Genomic DNA, 18,528 nt, shown 5'->3' on the forward strand with positions numbered 1-18,528 from the left:
TAGAGGAGCATACCGAATGCCACATCAGACTCTCGTCTTTGGCCCGATGGGTCTCCCTGCGAGACAGGGGGCCGATGGCGGAGTGCCAGTGGGGGGGGGCGGAGACCTGCCGCGCTGGGATCTGCGAGACCTGTATGAGAGCCCAGAATCGGATGCGCTGCGCACCGATCTGGTACAGGCTGAATCGGATGCCGCCGGTTTTTCGGCTGCCTGGAAAGGGCGGCTGGTCTCGGCCACGCCGGCCGGGCTGGCCGAGGCGATTGGGGAATATCAGCGGATCGACGAGGTGCTGGGGCGGGCAGCATCCTACGCGCAATTGCTGTTTGCCGGCGATTCGTCCGATGCCGGGATCGGGCGATTCTCGCAGTCGATCAATGAGCGGCTGACGGATATTTCCAGCCATCTGCTGTTCTTCACCCTGGAGTTGAACCGGATCGGGGATGAGGAATTGTCCGCGCGTCTGGCAGATCCGGCGCTGGCGGTGTGGGCGCCGTTCCTGCGGGATCTGCGGGTTTTCCGGCCGCATCAATTGTCCGACGAGATCGAACAGGTCCTGCACGAGAAATCGGTGACGGGGGCTGCGGCGTGGAGCCGGTTGTTCGATGAGACGATGGCCGGGTTGCGCATTCCGCTGGACGGGCGGGAGTTAACGGTGGGCGAGGCGCTGAATCGGCTGTCGGATCAGGACCGGGCGGTGCGCGAGCGGGCGGCGAAGGCGATCGGCAGCGTGTTCGGTGGCAATATCAAGCTGTTCTCGCTGATCACCAACACGCTGGCCAAGGACAAGTCGATTACCGACTCGCTGCGGCATTATGCGCGCCCTGGTTCCTATCGCAATCGCAGCAACATGGTGGAAGACGAGGTCGTCGACGCGCTGGTGCAGGCGGTGACGGAGGATTATCCGCGCCTGTCGCATCGCTATTACGCGATGAAGGCGCGCTGGCTGGGGCTGGAGAAGCTGGAACATTGGGACCGTAACGCTCCGTTGCCGGCAGCCGACGAGCGGACCATTCCCTGGGATGAGGCCACGCGGCAGGTGCTTGCGGCCTATGAAGGGTTCGACCCGCGGATGGGGGCGGTGGCCCGGCGGTTTTTCGACAATCCGTGGATCGATGCGCCGCCGGTGCCCGGCAAGGCTTCGGGTGCGTTTGCCCACCCGACCGTGCCGTCGGTCCATCCGTATCTGCTACTGAATTATCATGGCCGCACACGGGACGTGATGACGCTGGCGCATGAGTTGGGCCACGGGGTGCATCAGGTGCTGGCGGCGCCGCATGGGTACCTGATGTCCGGGACGCCGTTGACGTTGGCCGAGACGGCCAGTGTATTCGGCGAGATGCTGACCTTCCGCGCGCTGCTGGATGCCGAGACCGATCCGGTGCGGCGGCGGCTGATGCTGGCGGGCAAGGTCGAGGATATGCTCAATACGGTCGTGCGGCAGATTGCATTCTACCGTTTCGAGACCCTGGTGCATGACGAGCGGAAATCGGGCGAATTGCTGCCTGAGCGGATCGGCGCCATCTGGCGGCAGGTGCAGACCGAGAGCCTGGGGCCTGCCTTCAATTTTACGCCGGATTATGACGTGTACTGGACCTATGTCCCGCACTTCATCCATTCTCCGTTCTATGTCTATGCATACGCATTCGGGGATTGCCTGGTGAATGCGTTGTATGGCGTGTTCACCTCCGGCCATGCGGGGTTCCAGGACAAATATCTGGACATGCTGCGGGCGGGGGGCACGATGCGACATCGCGAATTGCTGGCGCCGTTCGGGCTGGACGCGGCGGACCCCGGGTTCTGGCGCAAGGGACTGGACGTGATCGCCGGATTTATTGACGAACTGGAGCGTGCCTGACGTGGCGGAGGAACGGGATCTCGACAATACTGGCATGTTCGGCGAACTGCGCCGGATGGTGCGGACGTCGGGCGCGGTCGGCGGCATCGCCGCGCGCATCGCGGGCCACAAGATGGGGCTGCGCACCAACCACGCCACCCATGCCGGTGATCTGAAATCGGTTCTCGGCGGCCTGAAGGGGCCGCTGATGAAGGGCGCGCAGCTTCTCTCCACCATTCCCGGTGCATTGCCGGACGAATATGCGGCGGAACTGGCGCAGCTTCAGGCCAACGCGCCGCCGATGGGGTGGAGCTTCGTGCGCCGCCGCATGGCCGCGGAACTGGGGCGCGACTGGGAGCGGCGTTTCCGCTCGTTCGAGCATGAGGCCGCTGCGGCCGCCAGTCTGGGGCAGGTGCATCGGGCCGTGCTGCCGGACGGGCGCCGGGTGGCGTGCAAGCTGCAATATCCGGACATGCAGGCGACCGTGGATTCCGACCTGCGGCAGTTCCGCATGGCGGTGGGCCTCTATTATCGCATCGACAGCACGATCAAGCAGGATGATGTGCTGGTGGAGCTGACGGCCCGGTTGCAGGAGGAACTCGACTATCTGCGCGAGGCGGCGAACCTGCGGCTTTACAACCTGATGCTGGCCGAATGCCCCGACGTCAGCGTGCCGATGCCGGTCGAGGACCTGACGACGCGGCGGCTGCTGGTGATGGACTGGCTGGATGGCAGGGGCGTGCAGTCGGTACTGGATACCGACCCCGCGCAGGAGCAGCGCGACGCCATGGCGCGGGCGCTGTTCCATGCCTGGTATGTGCCGCTCTATCGCAACGGCGTGATCCATGGCGACCCGCATATGGGCAATTTCACGGTGCGGCCCGATTATGGGCTGAACCTGCTGGATATGGGCGCGATCCGGATCTTTCCGGCGAGGTTCGTTCAGGGGATCATCGACCTGTATCGCGCGCTGGAGACCAATGACGAGGATCTGGCCTATCATGCCTATCAGGCATGGGGCTTTACCAACATGTCGCGCGAGACGATGCGCGTGCTGAACGAGTGGGCGCGCTTTATCTACGAGCCGCTGATGCAGGATCGGGTGCGTGCGATCCAGGAGAATGACGACCCGCAATATGGCCGCGTGGTGGCCGAGCGGGTTTATGCCGGCCTGAAACAGACCGGGGGCGTGCGGCCGCCGCGCGAATTCGTGCTGGTGGATCGTTCGGCGATCGGTCTCGGTAGCGTCTTCCTGCGGTTGGGAGCGAAGCTGAACTGGTATCGGCTTTTCCAGGAACTGATTGCCGATTTCGACTCTGCCAAGCTGGCGGCGCGGCAGGCGGAGGTCCTGCGGCAGGCAGGCGTGCCGCCCACCGCCTGAAGGGCTCTTTGCGAAGAGCTTCGATTCTGCCTGCTCGGATCTGGCCATGTCTTCCTCCGCAGGGGGTATGGCCGGATGATATGCGTTCGGGCGTCCTGAACGATGGGCCCTGACCTGATCCCGCCTGGAGCGGTTTGTCTCTCAAACGCGATGATATCATGTTATCGTGAAGAGGAAGACGGGCAGCGGCCCCCCTGTCCTGTTGGTTCGAGGTTTGAATGCGGCTCATAGTGATTGTCGACGACCGTTCGACCAATCGGACCATCTTTGCCAGGCTGGCGGCATCGCTCGGGGCCGACATTCGGGTTGAGACCTTCGCGACGCCACAGGAGGCGCTGGACTGGTTCGCCACCGAGCAGGTGCCCGATCTGGTCATTACCGACTACAAGATGCCCCGGATGGACGGGGCAGCCTTTACCGCCCGTATCCGCGCGCTCGACTGGGGATATGATGTGCCGGTCGTCGTCGTGACGGCTTATGAGGATCGTAATTATCGGCTGAGTGCCCTCGAAGCGGGGGCGACCGATTTTCTGCTGAGCCCGGTCGACCATACCGAGTTTCTGACGCGTGCCCGCAACCTGTTGCGGTTGAGCTGGTACCAGAAGCGGGTGCGTTCTCGCGCCATGCAACTGGAAGAGGAACTGATCAGCAGCCGCCGGGCGCATGACGACCTGCTGCGCGGTAGCCGCGACCGGCTGCTGCAGGTGATTGATACCGTGCCGGCCATGATCAGCGCCACGGATCGCGATGGAAACTATATTTTCGTGAACCAGTTTCACGAGAATATTCTCGGACGACAGAGCTGCTGCGACGATGCGGCCGCATTGGTACTGGACAGGCAGGTTCTGGCGTGCGGAGAGCCTACAGCCCGTTACGAGGAAAATTTCGTCGATCGTCATGGGGTGAGATGGAGCCTCCTGACATCGAAGATTCCGTTTTATGACGATACGAGCGGCGAGCGTTATGTCTTGACGACCTCGCTTGATATAACGGATCGCAAGAAATCGGAGCGGGAGTTACATAATCTTGCCTACTTCGATCAACTGACGGGCCTGCCCAATCGATCGCATCTGGAAAAACATGCTCAGATGCTTCTGACGGGGGAGAGCGAGCGGCCTTTCGCTTTTTTCCTGCTGGATCTGGATCGTTTCAAGAGTGTCAACGATACGCAGGGCCATACGATCGGGGACCAGCTTCTACGGCAGGTAGCGGCCAGGCTGCAGTCGCTTCTGCCGCATGCGGGCCTGATTGCCCGTCTGGGTGGCGATGAGTTCGCCATTCTTCATGATGTCGACGACATGAACGATGCCGGCGAACTGGCCGAGCAGATTACCGGGGTTTTTGTTGCGCCCTTCATTCTGGGCGACCTGGTAATGAATGTCGGCGCCAGTGTCGGTATTGCCTTGTCCCCCGATCCGGCCCTGACGTTCGAGACGATGCTGAAGCGTGCGGATCTGGCGATGTATCGCGCCAAGAACGAAGGCCTGCAGCATTATGCCTTTTTCGAAACCGCAATGGAGCATGCGGTTTCCGTCGCGGCCGACCTGGAGCAGGCATTGCGTCAGGCGACCGAGAACGGCGCGTTCACGTTGCATTATCAGCCCGAGATCGACCTGGCATCGGGCATGGTGACGGGGGTCGAGGCGCTGATCCGATGGGTGCGGCCTGATGGAGAACTGGTTTATCCCGGTCATTTTCTGCCGCTGGCCGAAGAAACGGGGCTGATTGTGCCGATGACGGTCTGGTCGTTGCGTGAAGCCTGCCGTCAGGGGACCGTCTGGGCGCGGGAGGGCATCAATATCCGCATTGCGGTCAATCTGTCCGGCATGTTGTTCCGTCATCACGATGTTCAGAAACTGGTGCTGGACGCAATTACCGAAACAGGCCTGGACCCCGCCTTCCTTGAACTGGAACTGACCGAGACGGCATTGATCGAAAATCCCGAAGTGGCGGGACGGCAACTGGCGGCGTTGCAGGACATGGGCGTCTCCGTGGCGATCGATGATTTCGGGACGGGCTATGCGTCAATGATTTATCTGACGACGATGCCGATCCGTAGGTTGAAGATCGATGCGCTCTTTGTTCGGGAAATCGATTCTTCGTCGAGTAGCCGGGCGATCATCAAAGCGATCATCGCGCTGGGCAATAATCTGGATATTCGCGTGATCGCGGAGGGCATAGAACGCGAAGACCAGTTGCTGTGGCTGAAGGAGCAGGGATGCGATCAGGCACAGGGATTCCTGTTCAGCCGTCCGGTTCCGGCCGAGAAGTTCCAACAAATGGTGCGCGCCGGCGTTCTGACCGTGTCGGACGGTCAGGGGGCGACCGAACGACCTGATGGGCGTTGAGGCATCGTGGATCGCGCGTATGCACCAGGGTCGTGCGGTGCCTCCGGGCGGCGTGCGTGCTGTCCGGGTTGCGCAACCTGAGGGGCGGAGCAGATGGGCGGACGTGACCTGCTGGCGCGTATGCGGCGCGGGGGCGATGGGGAGCACCAGATTGTTCTGAACAGGTTGGTGATTGGCGTCATCCTGCTGGTCTATGTCGTCGGGCTCTTTCTTTATGGTGGATTCGCGACACGGGCGCTGTTCGTCTGGTCGATCGTCTGTGCGACCCTGTATCTTGCAGGCGGTCTGGCAATCGCTGCGACCCTTGTCGCGTGGCCGCGTCCCTCGCCGGCGCGGCGGATTATCCAGATGACAGGAGATATCGGTTTCCTCTCGTTTGGCATGTATCTGGACGGGGTGGCCGTCATTCCTTTTTATCCTCTCTATCTTTGGGCGATTCTGGGATACGGCTTCCGGTTCGGCCTGCCTTACCTGACGGCCGCTGCCGTCATGTCGGCAGGCGGGTTTACGCTGGCCGTGCATGCGTTGCCCGTGTGGCGGGATGCCGGGCATCTGCTGATGGGGCTGACGCTGGGCCTGCTGGTCGTCCCGCTTTATTCGGCGTCGCTGATCCGATTTCTGTCCAATCTCAGGCGACGTGCGGAGGAGGCCAGCCAGGCGAAGACGATGTTCCTGGCCAGTGTCAGTCACGAACTGCGCACGCCGTTGAATGCGATGATCGGCATGACGCGCCTGCTGAACGACACGAAGCTGGATTCCGACCAGCACGAGATGGTGCAGACGGTACGGATCGCGGGAACGTCTCTTCTGGGAATGGTCGAGGGGTTGCTGGATTTCGTTCGGATCGAGAATGGGCGCATGCCTGTGCAGATGCAGCCCTTTGGAGTGCTGGGAGTGCTGGAGGCGGTCCGGCGCATCGTGGGGGTGGCAGCACATGAAAAGGGGCTGCTGCTGACCTGCCATGTTACTGCCCGCACACCGCTCTGGCTGGTCGGTGATGAAAAGCACTTGCGGGACGTGCTGCTGAACCTGGCTGGCAATGCGGTCAAGTTCACGCAAAGCGGGCATGTGCTCATTGCGGTCGATGGCCAGCCTGTCGAAAATGATGGACGGACCCGTCTGGCGATCACCGTGATGGATACCGGTATCGGCATTCCCCAGGCTGCCCTGGAACGGATTTTCGAGCCGTTTACCCAGGCGGATGCGACCATGATCGACCGCTTCGGCGGGGCTGGGCTGGGGTTGTCGATCTGCCGCCAACTGGTCACGCTGATGGGAGGGGAGATCGGTGTGCGCAGTCGGGAAGGGCAGGGCAGCACGTTTCGTGTTATCGTGCCGTTCGGGATTGCGCAGGGGGAGCGCGACGAAACCGGAAGGGATCTGCCACCTCTGCTGTTATGGACGCACCAGTACGATCGTTATCATGCGCTGCATGCCCGTCTGGTGGCTCTTGGGGCAAGGATTACCGTCATGTCTCCCGATGAGGGGAGTGCTGAGGCTTTGGAACGGCTCGTGCGCCCGCATATCGTGCTTACCGACCTTGCGGAGGAGCGGGTGGATCTGCCGGCCGTCGTTCCGGTGGTGTTGCTGCGGCCGGCCGGTGCCGGGGAGTTGGCGTCCGAAGCCGCGCAGCGCGAGTACGTTTCGACGTTGACGGCCGATGCCGATGACCGGTCGATCGTGACGGCGTTGGCCGTTGCTTCGGCTTTCATGCCCATGCCCGTAGGGGGCGTGTCCGAACCGGATGCTGCTATACCCGATCGTGCCGCAGGCCCTTCGCTCTCGATCCTTGTGGTCGAGGATAATATCGTGAACCGGAAGATCCTGTGCAGGTTGCTGACGCGTGTCGGGCACCGATGGGAGGCTGTGGCGAATGGGGAAGAAGCGCTCGATATCCTGCAGGAACGGTCGTTCGATCTGGTTCTGATGGACCTGAACATGCCGGTCATGAACGGGATCGAAGCCACGAAGCTTCATCGCTTTTCCGAGGTCGGAGGAGTGGAGGCACTTCCGATCGTGGCTTTGACGGCCGATGGTACGCCGGAAACCCAGCAACGATGTCGCGAGGCCGGGATGAATGCTTTCCTGCTGAAGCCCGTGATGCTTGAGGATCTGGTATCGACGATCGCGGCGCTGGTGCCTTCCGAGGCCGGACGATCGCATGCTGTCGGCAGATTGCCGGCCGGTGGCCAGCCGTCTGAGGACGGAGGCGCTGCCGTGGTGGTGCCGTTTCCGGTTCCGACCATCAATCGCAGGTTGGTGCAGGATCTGCTCGATCTGGGGGGCGCGCATTTCAGGGCCGAAGTCATTGGCGATTTTCTGCGGGATGCCGAGGAGATTGTCGGGCGAATGGCGCAGGCACTGCAGGAGGCCGATCGGGAGCGCCTGCTGGATGAGGCGCATGCGTTGCGCAGCGCCGCCGCCAATGTCGGAGCGGAACGACTGGCGGCATTGTGTCATGAATGGCGGATCGTTCCCCATCAGAACGGGCCGGAAAGGCCGCAGGCGCATCTGAAGACGATCCGGCTGGAGATGAACGCGGTGCAGGATGCGCTGCGGCCTTATGCGACCGTGCCGGCGGCGGGCGGCTTGCCCTGAAAAACGGACAGAGAAGTCGAGCGTTCTCAACAGGATGAAGCCTGATGAGAACGCTCTTTCCTGCCGTCCTGGAGCATTTCCACCGAAAACCGGTTCGGTGGAAGTGCTCTAGTATATTGTTTTTGTAAGCATCTTCACCTGTTTGAATGCACGCATTCAAACAGGATCTGCTCTAGCTGGCGACGCTCTTGGGTTCCGGCGTGGCGATGCGACGGTTCTGGGCGTTGACCAGGCGCAGCATCTTGCGGAGGTCGGCCTCTGTCAGCTTCAGCGCGGCATCGACCCAGATATCGGTAATGTCGCGTAGTTCCTGATGGCTGATCGGATTGACCATGCGCTTGACGTGCTGGATCGCATCATGTGCATTCTGGCGCTTGCCGATGCGGGCCAGATAGTCGCTGACAGCGGCTTCGCCTTCTCCCGTTTCGGCGACGACGTCGACGATGCCCATCTCATGCAATTCCATGGCCGTATACATCTGGCCGCTGAGGATGATTTTCTCGGCCATGCGGGGATTGAGGCGCCGCGACAGCAATGTGAATGCGCCCATGCCGGGGAACAGGTTGAACAGGATCTCCGGCAGGCCGAACTTGGCATGTTTTTCGGCAACGATGACGTCGCATGACAGAGCCGCCTCGAACCCGCCGCCGAGTGCGTCGCCCTGCACCAGTGCGATGGTGGTCAGGCCATGGCCGTAGCCGTCGGCGTTGGCGAAGACCACATCGACACAATGATGGGCGTAGTGACGCAGGCCTTTACGGTCACCCTGCATGATTTTCTCGGCGAACAGGGACAGGTCGCCGCCAAGATTGAAGATGCCGGCGACCCGTGATCCCACGACGATATTGCGAAACGGCAGGGCACCATCCGTTTCAACGGCCAGATGGTGGATATCCTGTTGCACGGCATGCAGGTCGCGCAGCAGGGACGGCGAAAAGCTGGGGCGACCGCTGGGCCGCATGAAGGTCCATAAGGTCTTTGCGGCATGATCGAGTCGGATCTCTACGTGGGGCAGGCTCTCCAGGGTGGGGGCGGCCTGATCGGGCAAGGCGCCGCCGGGCGCCAGGTGGGCCGGGTTGCTGGAGGAAGCGGGCGTGACGGCTCGAAGGCTGGATTGCAGTGACATGGCATTCTCCTGTGCGGAACCGGATAGACGCCGCCCTGTGGGATGGATGGGCGCGTTTCGGTTCGTCGTGGAGCCTAGCGGCCAGTCGAGCGCCGTGGCGATCACCAAGTGAATCGATCCCGTTTCTTGTACCGGCAGAGTGAATATTGTTGATGGATTATTCTGCTCTGACGGTGCTTGTGGACTGTTTCCGGCTACGGCGGGTCGGAGTCTTTCAGGCCCGAGGCCTTGGTAAACGGCAGGGATAATTGTCCCGAAGGGGGAGGTGTATCTTCGTCCATGCTCCGTCGGGCGCGTTCGGAGCGCAGGGTAAACGCCATGTCGGGCCCGATGGGGCGGGGGCTCGCCAGCAGTCTGTCCAGGTCTTCCGTGGCCAGGGTCCGGATGCGGCGCCCGCGTAGCGGGCCATGCGGGACCCGCACCAGAAGGGCCGGTTGGCGTGACCAGAGTAGCAAGTGCTCGATCGGAGCCATCGTCAGCATGTCGCGCAGATGGTGGGCCGTGACGTAGGCATCGGGAGCGGCGCGGTGGGCGGGATTGCCCAGATGTTTTTCCAGCCCGGCCGGGCGACGGGAATAGCGCAGACCCTGGTTGGAGTGGCCGGGCTCGTCGGGCCATAGGCGCAGCGCGCATTTGTAGGTACAGATCCACCCCGTGCCGGCCATCAGTCGGGGCGACAGGAGCGCACGCAGCCAGTTCTGCTCGAAGCTGGCGCGGTGGGCGGCGAAGGCAAGCGGACGGGCCGGTGGACGCAGGATGTCCGGTGCGACGGCGGTGATGGGTGGTGCGTCGTGTACGTCGTGATCGGTGATGTGGTGAATGGCCGTGGTCCATGGAGCAATGGGACCGCCCGGATTGGTCAGGTATGCGTGGGGCCCCTCCGTCACCTGCCAGCCTTCGGATGTGCGCACCACGTCCTGCCAGCCGATTTCGACGATCCCGCCCTGCGTGGCGTCGCGGCCGCTGGTTTCCAGATCGATGACCCGGACATAAGGCCGGGCATTGGGCTCGTCACCATGCATCAGGGCAGTCTAGGGGACTGGCCGGGCAGTTGCCAAAAGTGAATTGGCTTGTCCGGCGTTTGGGCTGATGCGCGCACGATGGCTCTTGCGCTGGCGCCGGGTGATCCCCACAGTCCTGAACCATGCCCGCGCCCGCCCGCAAAAAGACCCGCCGTCCCGATCCGTCGGAAGAGATCGTGACCTTCGAGCCCGAACGCCAGCCGGCGAAGGAGAAGACGCGGCGACTGGTCATCCAGTCGCCCTACGAGCCGGCGGGCGACCAACCCCGCGCAATCGCCGAACTGGTGGCCGGGGTCGGGGTGGGGGAGCGCGACCAGGTGCTGCTGGGCGTGACCGGGTCGGGCAAGACCTTCACGATGGCGAAGATCATCGAGGCCACCCAGCGGCCGACGCTGATCCTGGCGCCGAACAAGACCTTGGCGGCGCAGCTTTATGGTGAAATGAAGCAGTTCTTCCCTGATAATGCGGTAGAATATTTCGTCAGTTACTACGATTACTACCAGCCGGAAGCCTATGTACCGCGCTCGGACACGTATATCGAGAAAGACAGCCAGATCAACGAGCAGATCGACCGGATGCGCCATGCCGCGACCCAGGCTCTGCTGGAGCGCAACGACGTCATTATCGTGGCCTCGGTGTCGTGCATCTACGGTATCGGGTCGGTCGAGACCTATTCGCGCATGGTGGTGCGGCTGGAAACCGGGGGCGAGATCGACCGCGACAAACTGGTCAAGGCGCTGGTCGAACTGCAATATCGTCGTAACGATGCCGCCTTCCAGCGCGGGACCTTTCGTGTACGTGGCGAGACCGTCGATATTTTCCCGGTGCAGAACGAGGACCGGGCCTGGCGGGTTTCGCTGTTCGGCGACGAGATCGACTCGATCACCGAATTCGATCCACTGACGGGCGACAAGACCGGCGATCTGCAGGAGGTCAGTGTCTACGCCAACAGCCATTATGTGACGCCGCGCCCGACGCTGACCCAGGCGGTGACCAGCATCAAGCATGAACTGCGCCAGCGGTTGGCGGATTTTACCGCCGAGGGGAAACTGCTGGAGGCCGAACGGTTGCAGCAGCGGACCACGTTCGACCTGGAGATGATCGAGACCACCGGTGTCTGCAAGGGGATCGAGAACTATTCCCGTTACCTTTCCGGTCGCAAGGCGGGAGATCCGCCGCCGACCCTGTTCGAATATCTGCCTGAGGATGCGCTGCTGATCGTCGATGAAAGCCACGTGACCGTGCCGCAGATCGGCGGCATGGAGCGGGGGGATTTCGCGCGCAAGTCTATCCTGTCGGAATTCGGGTTTCGGCTGCCGTCCTGCCTCGATAACCGGCCGCTGAAATTCGCGGAATGGGACAAATTCCGTCCGATGACGGTGTTCGTCAGCGCCACGCCGGGGCCTTGGGAGATGGGGCGTGTGGGAGGGGTGTTTGCCGAGCAGGTGATCCGCCCCACAGGATTGATCGACCCGGTGACCGAGATCCGTCCGGTGGAGCGGCAGGTGGACGATCTGCTGGCGGAATGCCGCCTGACGATTGCGGCGGGAGGGAGGGTGCTGGTCACGACCCTGACCAAGCGCATGGCCGAGGATCTGACCGATTACATGAACGAGGCCGGTATTCGGGTCCGCTACCTGCATTCCGACGTCGATACGCTGGAGCGGATCGAAATTATCCGCGACCTGCGCCTGGGGGCGTTTGATGTGCTGATCGGCATCAACCTGCTGCGCGAGGGGCTGGATATTCCGGAATGCTCGCTGGTGGCGATCCTGGATGCGGACAAGGAGGGCTTCCTGCGATCGCGGACCTCGCTGATCCAGACCATCGGGCGGGCCGCGCGCAATATTGACGGGCGGGTGCTGCTGTATGCCGACACCATGACGGATAGTCTGCGCTATGCGATCGAGGAAACCGCGCGACGGCGCGCGAAACAGTCGGAATGGAATGCCGAGCATGGGATCACGCCGCAATCGGTCCGCAAACATATCGGCGAGGCGCTGTCTTCTGTCTTCGAGCAGGATTATGTGACCGTTACGCCGACCAAGGACGCTGATGTGGCGGAATTCGTCGGCAAGGATCTGGGCAGTAGCATCGCGGAACTGGAAAAGCGGATGCGTGCGGCGGCGGCCGACCTGGAATTCGAGACCGCAGCGCGGTTGCGCGACGAAATCAAGCGGCTGGAGGCGTTGGATCTGGGGCTGGACCCGGTGCCCGTGCCGGTTTCGACCGCGGGTGTCGCCGGCAGCACCGGCAGGCCAGCACGGCGGAAAGGGCAAGGGCCCGAACCCTTGGGGCCGGGCGGCGGCGGTTATGACCCCGCCAAGGGACGCGGTGGCCGTCGGCGGGGTGGACGCTAGAGAGAACACGGACGGGAACAGAGACGGATGATCGAACTGAAGGCGGGAGCAGCGCGGCTAGGCCTGCTTCCTGAACTGGGAGGGGCGGTGACCTTCTGGAAAAGTGGGGAGGTCTGCGTGCTCGAGGCCGTCAGCGACCCGAATCTGCTGGCACAGAAGGGGCACAGGGTTGCGGCCTATCCGCTGGTGCCGTTCTCCAATCGCGTCGCGGACGGACATTTTCGTTTTGACGGGGCGGAATATCGGATGAAACCGAATTTTGCCGGCGAGCCGCATGTCATCCACGGCAATGCCTGGCAGCATCCGTGGGAACTCGCGCTGCTGGCCGACGACAGCGCCACGCTGCAACTGGAATGGCATCCGCCCTATGACCGCCCCATGGATGAGTGGCCGTTCGCTTACCGGGCGCAGATCCGTTTCGACCTGCGTGAGGAGAGCCTGGCGGTGGGGATGGTGATCGAGAATATCGACCAGCGGCCGCAGCCGGTCGGGTTGGGGCTTCATCCTTATTTCCCCCGGCGGGGCGGGGTGAAGGTGGGATTTTCGGCTGATACGGTTTGGACGAATGACGAGCGTCATCTGCCGGCGCTGCGCGTGCCGGCCACGGGGGAATGGTCGTTCGAGCATATGCGGGCCATCACGGACCAGGCGATCGACAATTGCTATGCAGGGTGGGACGGTGCGGCCTTCCTGCGCTGGCCCGATGACGGGCTGGCGCTGACCATTACGGCTAGTCCGACTTTTCGGCATCTGGTGCTGTTCACGCCGCCGGACAGGAATCCGGACAGGAATTTCGTCGCGATCGAGCCGGTGAGCAATATGAACGATGCGTTGAATCATGCCGGCGTGATGGACCGGGGGATCACGATCCTGGCGCCGGGGGAGCGGCTGGAAGGGCACATCCATTTTGCACTGACCGCCTGCTGAGGCACTATGCGGCCTATGACGCATAATGATGACGACGATGACGAGGCGCGGCCGCGTGCCATAGACGGGGTCTCGCGCTATATCACTCCGGTCGGCATGGCGACGACGCGGCGGGAACTGAGTGCCCTGCTGTATGAAGAGCGGCCGCGTATCGTGGAGATCGTGTCGTGGGCCGCCGGCAATGGCGACCGTTCGGAAAATGGCGACTACCTGTATGGTAAAAGGCGCCTGCGCGAGATCGATCGGCGGGTGCGCTTCCTGACGCGTCGGATCGAAAAGGCGATTGTGGTCGATCCGGCTGCGCAAACCCAACGGAATCGGGTCTTCTTCGGGGCGACCGTGACCTATGTGACGGAAGAGGATCTGGAGCGTACGGTCGTGATCGTGGGGGTGGACGAGGCCGATCTGGCGGTAGGGCAGGTCAGCCTGGCATCGCCGATCGCGCGAGCGTTGCTGGGCGGTCGGGTGGGGGACGAAGTGCGGGTGATGACGCCGGCGGGAGCCGAGTTGATCGAGATCCTGGCCATTTCCTATCCCGATCCTGTCGGGATGGATGCGCTATGAGGTTTTTCGCGGGCGAGAACTCGACTAAGAAGCAGGGGCTGGTGACAGATCGTGTCATCAAGGTATCGGATTGTGCCTGGAGGTCGCGTTCATGTCCCGCTCGCTGAAGGTTGCCGTGCAGATGGACCCCCTGTCGGGGATAGACATCAATGGCGATTCGACTTTTGCCCTGATGCTGGAAGCTCAGGCGCGGGGGTACGATCTGTTCGTCTATCAGGTGCCGGGGTTGAGCCTGCGCGAGGGGCGTGTGGCCGGCGGCGCGCGAGCCGAGCGGTTGACGGCGCGGGCACGTCCGGCGCGGGTTCGGCGGGTCGCGGGTGATCATGCCGAACTGGGTGAGGAGCAGGTGATCGACCTCGCCGCGATGGATGTGATCCTGATGCGGCAGGACCCCCCCTTTGACATGGCCTATATCAGCGCCACCCACATGCTGGAGCATGTGCATGGCGTCGGGCCGGGCAAGGCGCTGGTGGTCAATGACCCGGAATGGGTGCGCAATGCGCCCGAGAAGCTGCTGGTTACCCATTTCCCCGACCTGATGCCACCGACCCTGGTGACATGGGATGTGCTGGCAATCCGAGCGTTTCGCGCCAAATGGCGCGATATCATCGTCAAACCGCTGTTCGGCAATGGCGGGGCGGGGGTGTTCCGCATCCGCGAGGATGACGAGAACCTCAATTCTCTGCTGGAGATGCATTTCGCGCGCTCGCGCGAGCCGCTGATGATCCAGCGTTACGAACCGGCGGTGCGTCGGGGGGACAAGCGGATCATCCTGGCTGACGGTGCGCCGATCGGTGCGATCAACCGTGTGCCGGCGCAGGGCGAGGCGCGGTCTAACATGCATGTGGGCGGCAAGGCCGTGAAGGTCGAACTGAGCCCCCGGGACCGCGAGATCTGCGAGGCGATCGGGCCGATGCTGCGCGAGAAGGGCCTGATCTTCGTGGGAATAGACGTGATCGGCGATTGGCTGACGGAGATCAATGTCACGTCGCCCACGGGGTTGCAGGAAATCGATCGTTTCGATGGCATCAATTCCGCCGGGTTGATCTGGGACTGCATTCTGCGACGGCTCGACGGTGGCGAATAACGGGCGCCGGGACGGCGGACGAGGAAAAGGAATGGGTGATTTGCGCTGTGGCATGGGGCTTTGGTCCGCTATCCCCTTGAAGACAAGCGCCCGGCAGGGCACAGAGGGTTCCCGATGAGCAACGTTCTTCAAGATGCGCCGGCCGAAGCGGATGCCTCGGCCGGCCTTGCCTGTGCCCCGGCTCCGCGTTCGGCCCTCGATGCTGCGGCCGTCAAGGCCGCCTATCGCCGCTGGGCCGGTGTTTATGACACGGTATTCGGTGGCGTTTCGGCCTTTGGCCGGAAGCGGGCAGTCGCAGCAGTGAACAGCCTGCCGGGCACGGCGGTGCTGGAGGTCGGTGTTGGAACTGGCCTGGCCCTGCCGCATTATCGCGCCGACAAACGCATCACCGGAATAGACCTTTCGGGTGACATGCTGGATCGCGCGCGACAGCGGGTGGCGCGGATGAATCTGCGCAATATCGACGCCCTGTTGGAAATGGATGCCGAGGAGACGCGGTTCGCGGATGCGTCATTCGACATCGCGGTGGCGATGTTCGTGGCGTCGGTCGTGCCCAATCCCCGTCGCTTGCTGGCGGAATTGAAGCGCGTGGTGCGGCCGGGCGGGCATATCCTGTTCGTCAATCATTTCCTGGCCACGGGCGGCGTGCGGCTGGCGGTCGAACGCGGCATGGCGCGGGCATCGCATTCGCTGGGCTGGCATCCGGACTTCGCAATGGAAGCGTTGCTTCCGCCGGACGATCTGGCCCGCGCGACCATTCAACCCGTGCCTCCTGCCGGACTGTTCACGCTGGTGACCCTGCCGCGCCTGGGTACCCCGGCCCGGGTGGAGAAGCCCGCCGCCTGAAACGGCCCTGCCATGTCGTCATGACCGGAATGCCGGCCATGCCGCTGGTGGGGGCTGGTGGCTCTCGTCTTGGAGGGCGGGTTTCGGTAACATGATCACGATTTCGAGCACGGTCGCCCCCTGGGCGGCCCATCGGCCCAGGAGAAGTGGCGTATGCCGGCAGAGAGACAGGTCCGGATGAAGGTTGCAACCGGCGGTTTCCTGACGCGAAGCGGCGGGCTGAGCGGCCATAAGGCGGTTGGAACGCTTTATCTGGTCATGGCAGTCTTGGCCGGTCTGATCGGGGGCGGTCTGGCGTTGCCATTGCGCATCGGGGCGGAGGGTACCTCCTGGGGGCGGATGGCGATCGATCATGGTGCGCTGATGGTGCTGTTCTGCGCGCTGCCAGCACTGGTCGGTGGGTTCGGCTCCTGGTTTGTGCCGCTGCTGGTGGGCGCGCCCGACCTGGCGTTCCGTCGCCTGAATCTGGCCTCCTGGACCGGTATCGCCGTCAGTTTCGGGCTGGTTGTAGCCGGAATCTCGACGGCGGCTGCGATGGTGCTGTGGTGTGTGGCGATGCTGGGGCTGGCGATCAATATCGTTGCAACGGCTTTGAACATGCGCGGCCGTATGGTCGCGCTGGGTGCCATGCCCCTGTTCGTCTGGGCGCAGGTTCTGACGGCGATGATGATGGTGATGGTTCTGCCTGTGCTGGCGGCGGCGCTGACGCGCGGCCTGCTTGCCGGGACGGGCACCGATATCGTGGCCCGGGCGCTGCGTGCCTTTTCGGGCCCGGAAGCAGGGCTGCTGCTGCTGCCTGCGGCCGGTGTGATCTGCCAGTTGGTCGAAACCTTCTCCGGTGTGGCGCTGCGATTTCGCGAAGCCGCCCTAGGGGCGATGGTGGTCCTGTCGGTCGGTGGAGCATCGGTCTGGGTGCATGATGTATTCGCCACCGGGTTGGCGGCGCAGCCTGCGGCGCGGCCGCTGGTCGAGCAGGCCGTCATGGCATTGCCGATGCTGATACTGCTGGTGGCGTGGGGCAGGACGATTTTGGCCGGGCGGCCGGTCTTCCGCGTGCCGATGCTTTGGGCGGTCGCTTTCATGGCGATGCTGGTTGCGGCACCGTTTCAGGCGCTGGCGGATGGTGGAGCCGATGCGCATGCGCTGGTGCTGCCAGCCGCGCTGTTTGCCGCATTCGGCGGATTTTACTACTGGATCGGCAAGATGGCCGGCGGTGCCTATCCTGAATGGATGGGACGCGTGCATGTGGCGCTGGCCGTCGGTGGCAGCATCACGACTCTGCTGCCGGGTGGTGTGATGGCGGGTGTGGCGATGCAGGGCCTGTCGATGCTCGTCTTTATTGCCGTGCTGGCCGTGGCGTTGCTGGGATATCGCCGTGTTTCTGGCAATTACTGGGGGGCGGGTGCGCGTACCCTGGAATGGACGCTGCCCTCGCCCGCACCGCGTGATTCCTTTGCCGGCTTCATGGTCGGAGGAACCGGGGCATGAGTACTGGCGCCGCCGCATCCGAGGTACCGCGTTTCGACGCGGCGCTGGTCGGGACCGAGGCCCGTGACTGGTTCGCGCTGCTCAAGCCGCGCGTGATTTCGCTGGTCGTGTTTACCGGTGCGGCCGGCATGGCCATGGCACCGGGCCATCTGAACCCGGTGATCGCCTGTGTTGCCATCCTGTGCATCTGCATGGCGTCGGGCGCGGCTGGTGCGATCAACATGTGGTACGACCGCGATATCGACGCGATCATGACCCGTACCGCGCGCCGCCCCATTCCCGACGGGCGCATTCGTCAGGACCAGGCGCTGGGGTTCGGTATCGGCCTGTCGACGGCGTCGGTGTTGCTGATGTGGCTGGCGACGAATGCTCTGGCTGCGTTCATCCTGGCATTTTCGATCTTCTTCTATGCCGTGATCTACACGATGTGGCTGAAGCGTTCGACGCCTCAGAACATCGTGATCGGCGGGGCAGCCGGCGCGTTTCCGCCCATGATCGGCTGGGCGGCGGCGACTGGGTCGCTGGATGTGATGCCGATCGTGATGTTTGCGATCGTGTTCCTGTGGACGCCGCCACATTTCTGGTCGCTGTCGCTCTATGCGTGCAAGGATTACGGCCGGGCGGGTATTCCGATGCTGCCGGTAGTGCGGGGAGCGAGGCATACGCGTTGGCAGATCCTGATCTATACACTGATCCTCTCGGCGGTGTCGCTGGTGCCGTCGGTGCTGCATCAGGCGGGGTGGCTGTATTCCGCGACTGCGGTTCTGTTGGACGCGGGCTTTGTGGGCTGTGCCATCCGTGTGCTGCGGGACCGGCAGGATGCAACTGGCGTCAGCCTGACCGGTGATGGTGCTGCCCGGCAGGCTTTCCGCTTCTCGTTGCTGTATCTGTTTCTGCTGTTCTGTGGCCTGCTGGCCGATCATTTCCTGATCATGGGCTGAGGAGGC

The 18,528-nt window shown here is 63.1% G+C and carries 13 protein-coding genes; 11 read left to right on the forward strand and 2 right to left on the reverse strand.

Annotated features, from left to right (window positions below; all coding sequences use genetic code 11):
- The first annotated feature begins 16 nt into the window (after nucleotides 1-16).
- The 4 genes from C7453_RS06540 (at nucleotide 17) to C7453_RS06555 (ending at nucleotide 8,161) form a co-directional block, all read left to right on the forward strand.
- The gene (locus C7453_RS06540; RefSeq protein ID WP_114726753.1) at nucleotides 17-1,855 is read left to right on the forward strand and encodes a M3 family oligoendopeptidase; all 1,839 of its coding nucleotides are present in this window, start codon (nucleotides 17-19) and stop codon (nucleotides 1,853-1,855) included.
- Nucleotides 1,856-1,889: 34 nt separating this feature from the next.
- Nucleotides 1,890-3,215 carry an ABC1 kinase family protein gene (locus C7453_RS06545; protein WP_174787940.1) on the forward strand — a complete coding sequence of 442 codons (1,326 nt, stop codon included), beginning with the start codon at nucleotides 1,890-1,892 and terminating at the stop codon, nucleotides 3,213-3,215.
- A 218-nt stretch (nucleotides 3,216-3,433) separates the two neighbouring features.
- Nucleotides 3,434-5,563, forward strand: coding sequence for a putative bifunctional diguanylate cyclase/phosphodiesterase (locus C7453_RS06550; RefSeq protein WP_114726755.1), 2,130 nt, complete (start codon nucleotides 3,434-3,436; stop codon nucleotides 5,561-5,563).
- A 93-nt stretch (nucleotides 5,564-5,656) separates the two neighbouring features.
- A complete protein-coding gene (locus C7453_RS06555) occupies nucleotides 5,657-8,161 on the forward strand; it encodes an ATP-binding protein (RefSeq protein WP_114726756.1) in 2,505 nt (834 codons plus the stop codon).
- 172 nt (nucleotides 8,162-8,333) lie between these two features.
- Here the strand turns inward: C7453_RS06555 and C7453_RS06560 are convergent, their stop codons facing one another.
- Together C7453_RS06560 and C7453_RS06565 are read right to left on the reverse strand one after the other, a co-directional pair.
- Complete coding sequence (locus C7453_RS06560; RefSeq protein WP_114726757.1) at nucleotides 8,334-9,287, reverse strand: crotonase/enoyl-CoA hydratase family protein; 954 nt, start codon at nucleotides 9,285-9,287, stop codon at nucleotides 8,334-8,336.
- A gap of 194 nt (nucleotides 9,288-9,481) precedes the next feature.
- Complete coding sequence (locus C7453_RS06565) at nucleotides 9,482-10,309, reverse strand: exonuclease domain-containing protein (RefSeq protein WP_114726758.1); 828 nt, start codon at nucleotides 10,307-10,309, stop codon at nucleotides 9,482-9,484.
- A gap of 122 nt (nucleotides 10,310-10,431) precedes the next feature.
- On the opposite strand from C7453_RS06565, the gene uvrB reads away from it, so the two are divergent.
- From uvrB to cyoE, 7 genes are all read left to right on the forward strand, one after another.
- Nucleotides 10,432-12,669, forward strand: coding sequence for an excinuclease ABC subunit UvrB (gene uvrB, locus C7453_RS06570; protein ID WP_114726759.1), 2,238 nt, complete (start codon nucleotides 10,432-10,434; stop codon nucleotides 12,667-12,669).
- A 27-nt stretch (nucleotides 12,670-12,696) separates the two neighbouring features.
- The gene (locus tag C7453_RS06575) at nucleotides 12,697-13,596 is read left to right on the forward strand and encodes an aldose 1-epimerase (protein WP_114726760.1); all 900 of its coding nucleotides are present in this window, start codon (nucleotides 12,697-12,699) and stop codon (nucleotides 13,594-13,596) included.
- A 15-nt stretch (nucleotides 13,597-13,611) separates the two neighbouring features.
- Complete coding sequence (gene greB / locus C7453_RS06580; protein WP_114726761.1) at nucleotides 13,612-14,160, forward strand: transcription elongation factor GreB; 549 nt, start codon at nucleotides 13,612-13,614, stop codon at nucleotides 14,158-14,160.
- A 91-nt stretch (nucleotides 14,161-14,251) separates the two neighbouring features.
- The gene (gene gshB, locus C7453_RS06585) at nucleotides 14,252-15,247 is read left to right on the forward strand and encodes a glutathione synthase (protein WP_114726762.1); all 996 of its coding nucleotides are present in this window, start codon (nucleotides 14,252-14,254) and stop codon (nucleotides 15,245-15,247) included.
- A gap of 114 nt (nucleotides 15,248-15,361) precedes the next feature.
- A complete protein-coding gene (locus C7453_RS06590; protein WP_114726763.1) occupies nucleotides 15,362-16,093 on the forward strand; it encodes a class I SAM-dependent methyltransferase in 732 nt (243 codons plus the stop codon).
- A gap of 153 nt (nucleotides 16,094-16,246) precedes the next feature.
- Nucleotides 16,247-17,581: a cbb3-type cytochrome c oxidase subunit I gene (locus tag C7453_RS06595; protein ID WP_114726764.1), complete on the forward strand. Its 1,335-nt coding sequence runs from the start codon at nucleotides 16,247-16,249 to the stop codon at nucleotides 17,579-17,581.
- Nucleotides 17,578-18,522 (forward strand): heme o synthase, encoded by a 945-nt coding sequence (cyoE, locus tag C7453_RS06600; RefSeq protein ID WP_114726765.1) that lies wholly within the window; start codon nucleotides 17,578-17,580, stop codon nucleotides 18,520-18,522. The genes C7453_RS06595 and cyoE overlap by 4 nt, the downstream gene beginning before the upstream one ends.
- Nucleotides 18,523-18,528 lie beyond the last annotated feature (6 nt).

Origin of the sequence: Gluconacetobacter liquefaciens (genome assembly GCF_003350405.1) — a bacterium.
Classification (GTDB): Bacteria; Pseudomonadota; Alphaproteobacteria; order Acetobacterales; family Acetobacteraceae; genus Gluconacetobacter; species Gluconacetobacter liquefaciens.

Bases quoted from the DNA above. Each gene is read 5' to 3' on its own strand.
- C7453_RS06540 (WP_114726753.1), top strand. From the start codon at position 17: ATGCCACATCAGACTCTCGTCTTTGGCCCGATGGGTCTCCCTGCGAGA.
- C7453_RS06545 (WP_174787940.1), top strand. From the start codon at position 1,890: ATGTTCGGCGAACTGCGCCGGATGGTGCGGACGTCGGGCGCGGTCGGC.
- C7453_RS06550 (WP_114726755.1), top strand. From the start codon at position 3,434: ATGCGGCTCATAGTGATTGTCGACGACCGTTCGACCAATCGGACCATC.
- C7453_RS06555 (WP_114726756.1), top strand. From the start codon at position 5,657: ATGGGCGGACGTGACCTGCTGGCGCGTATGCGGCGCGGGGGCGATGGG.
- C7453_RS06560 (WP_114726757.1), bottom strand. From the start codon at position 9,287: ATGTCACTGCAATCCAGCCTTCGAGCCGTCACGCCCGCTTCCTCCAGC.
- C7453_RS06565 (WP_114726758.1), bottom strand. From the start codon at position 10,309: ATGCATGGTGACGAGCCCAATGCCCGGCCTTATGTCCGGGTCATCGAT.
- uvrB (WP_114726759.1), top strand. From the start codon at position 10,432: ATGCCCGCGCCCGCCCGCAAAAAGACCCGCCGTCCCGATCCGTCGGAA.
- C7453_RS06575 (WP_114726760.1), top strand. From the start codon at position 12,697: ATGATCGAACTGAAGGCGGGAGCAGCGCGGCTAGGCCTGCTTCCTGAA.
- greB (WP_114726761.1), top strand. From the start codon at position 13,612: ATGACGCATAATGATGACGACGATGACGAGGCGCGGCCGCGTGCCATA.
- gshB (WP_114726762.1), top strand. From the start codon at position 14,252: ATGTCCCGCTCGCTGAAGGTTGCCGTGCAGATGGACCCCCTGTCGGGG.
- C7453_RS06590 (WP_114726763.1), top strand. From the start codon at position 15,362: ATGAGCAACGTTCTTCAAGATGCGCCGGCCGAAGCGGATGCCTCGGCC.
- C7453_RS06595 (WP_114726764.1), top strand. From the start codon at position 16,247: ATGCCGGCAGAGAGACAGGTCCGGATGAAGGTTGCAACCGGCGGTTTC.
- cyoE (WP_114726765.1), top strand. From the start codon at position 17,578: ATGAGTACTGGCGCCGCCGCATCCGAGGTACCGCGTTTCGACGCGGCG.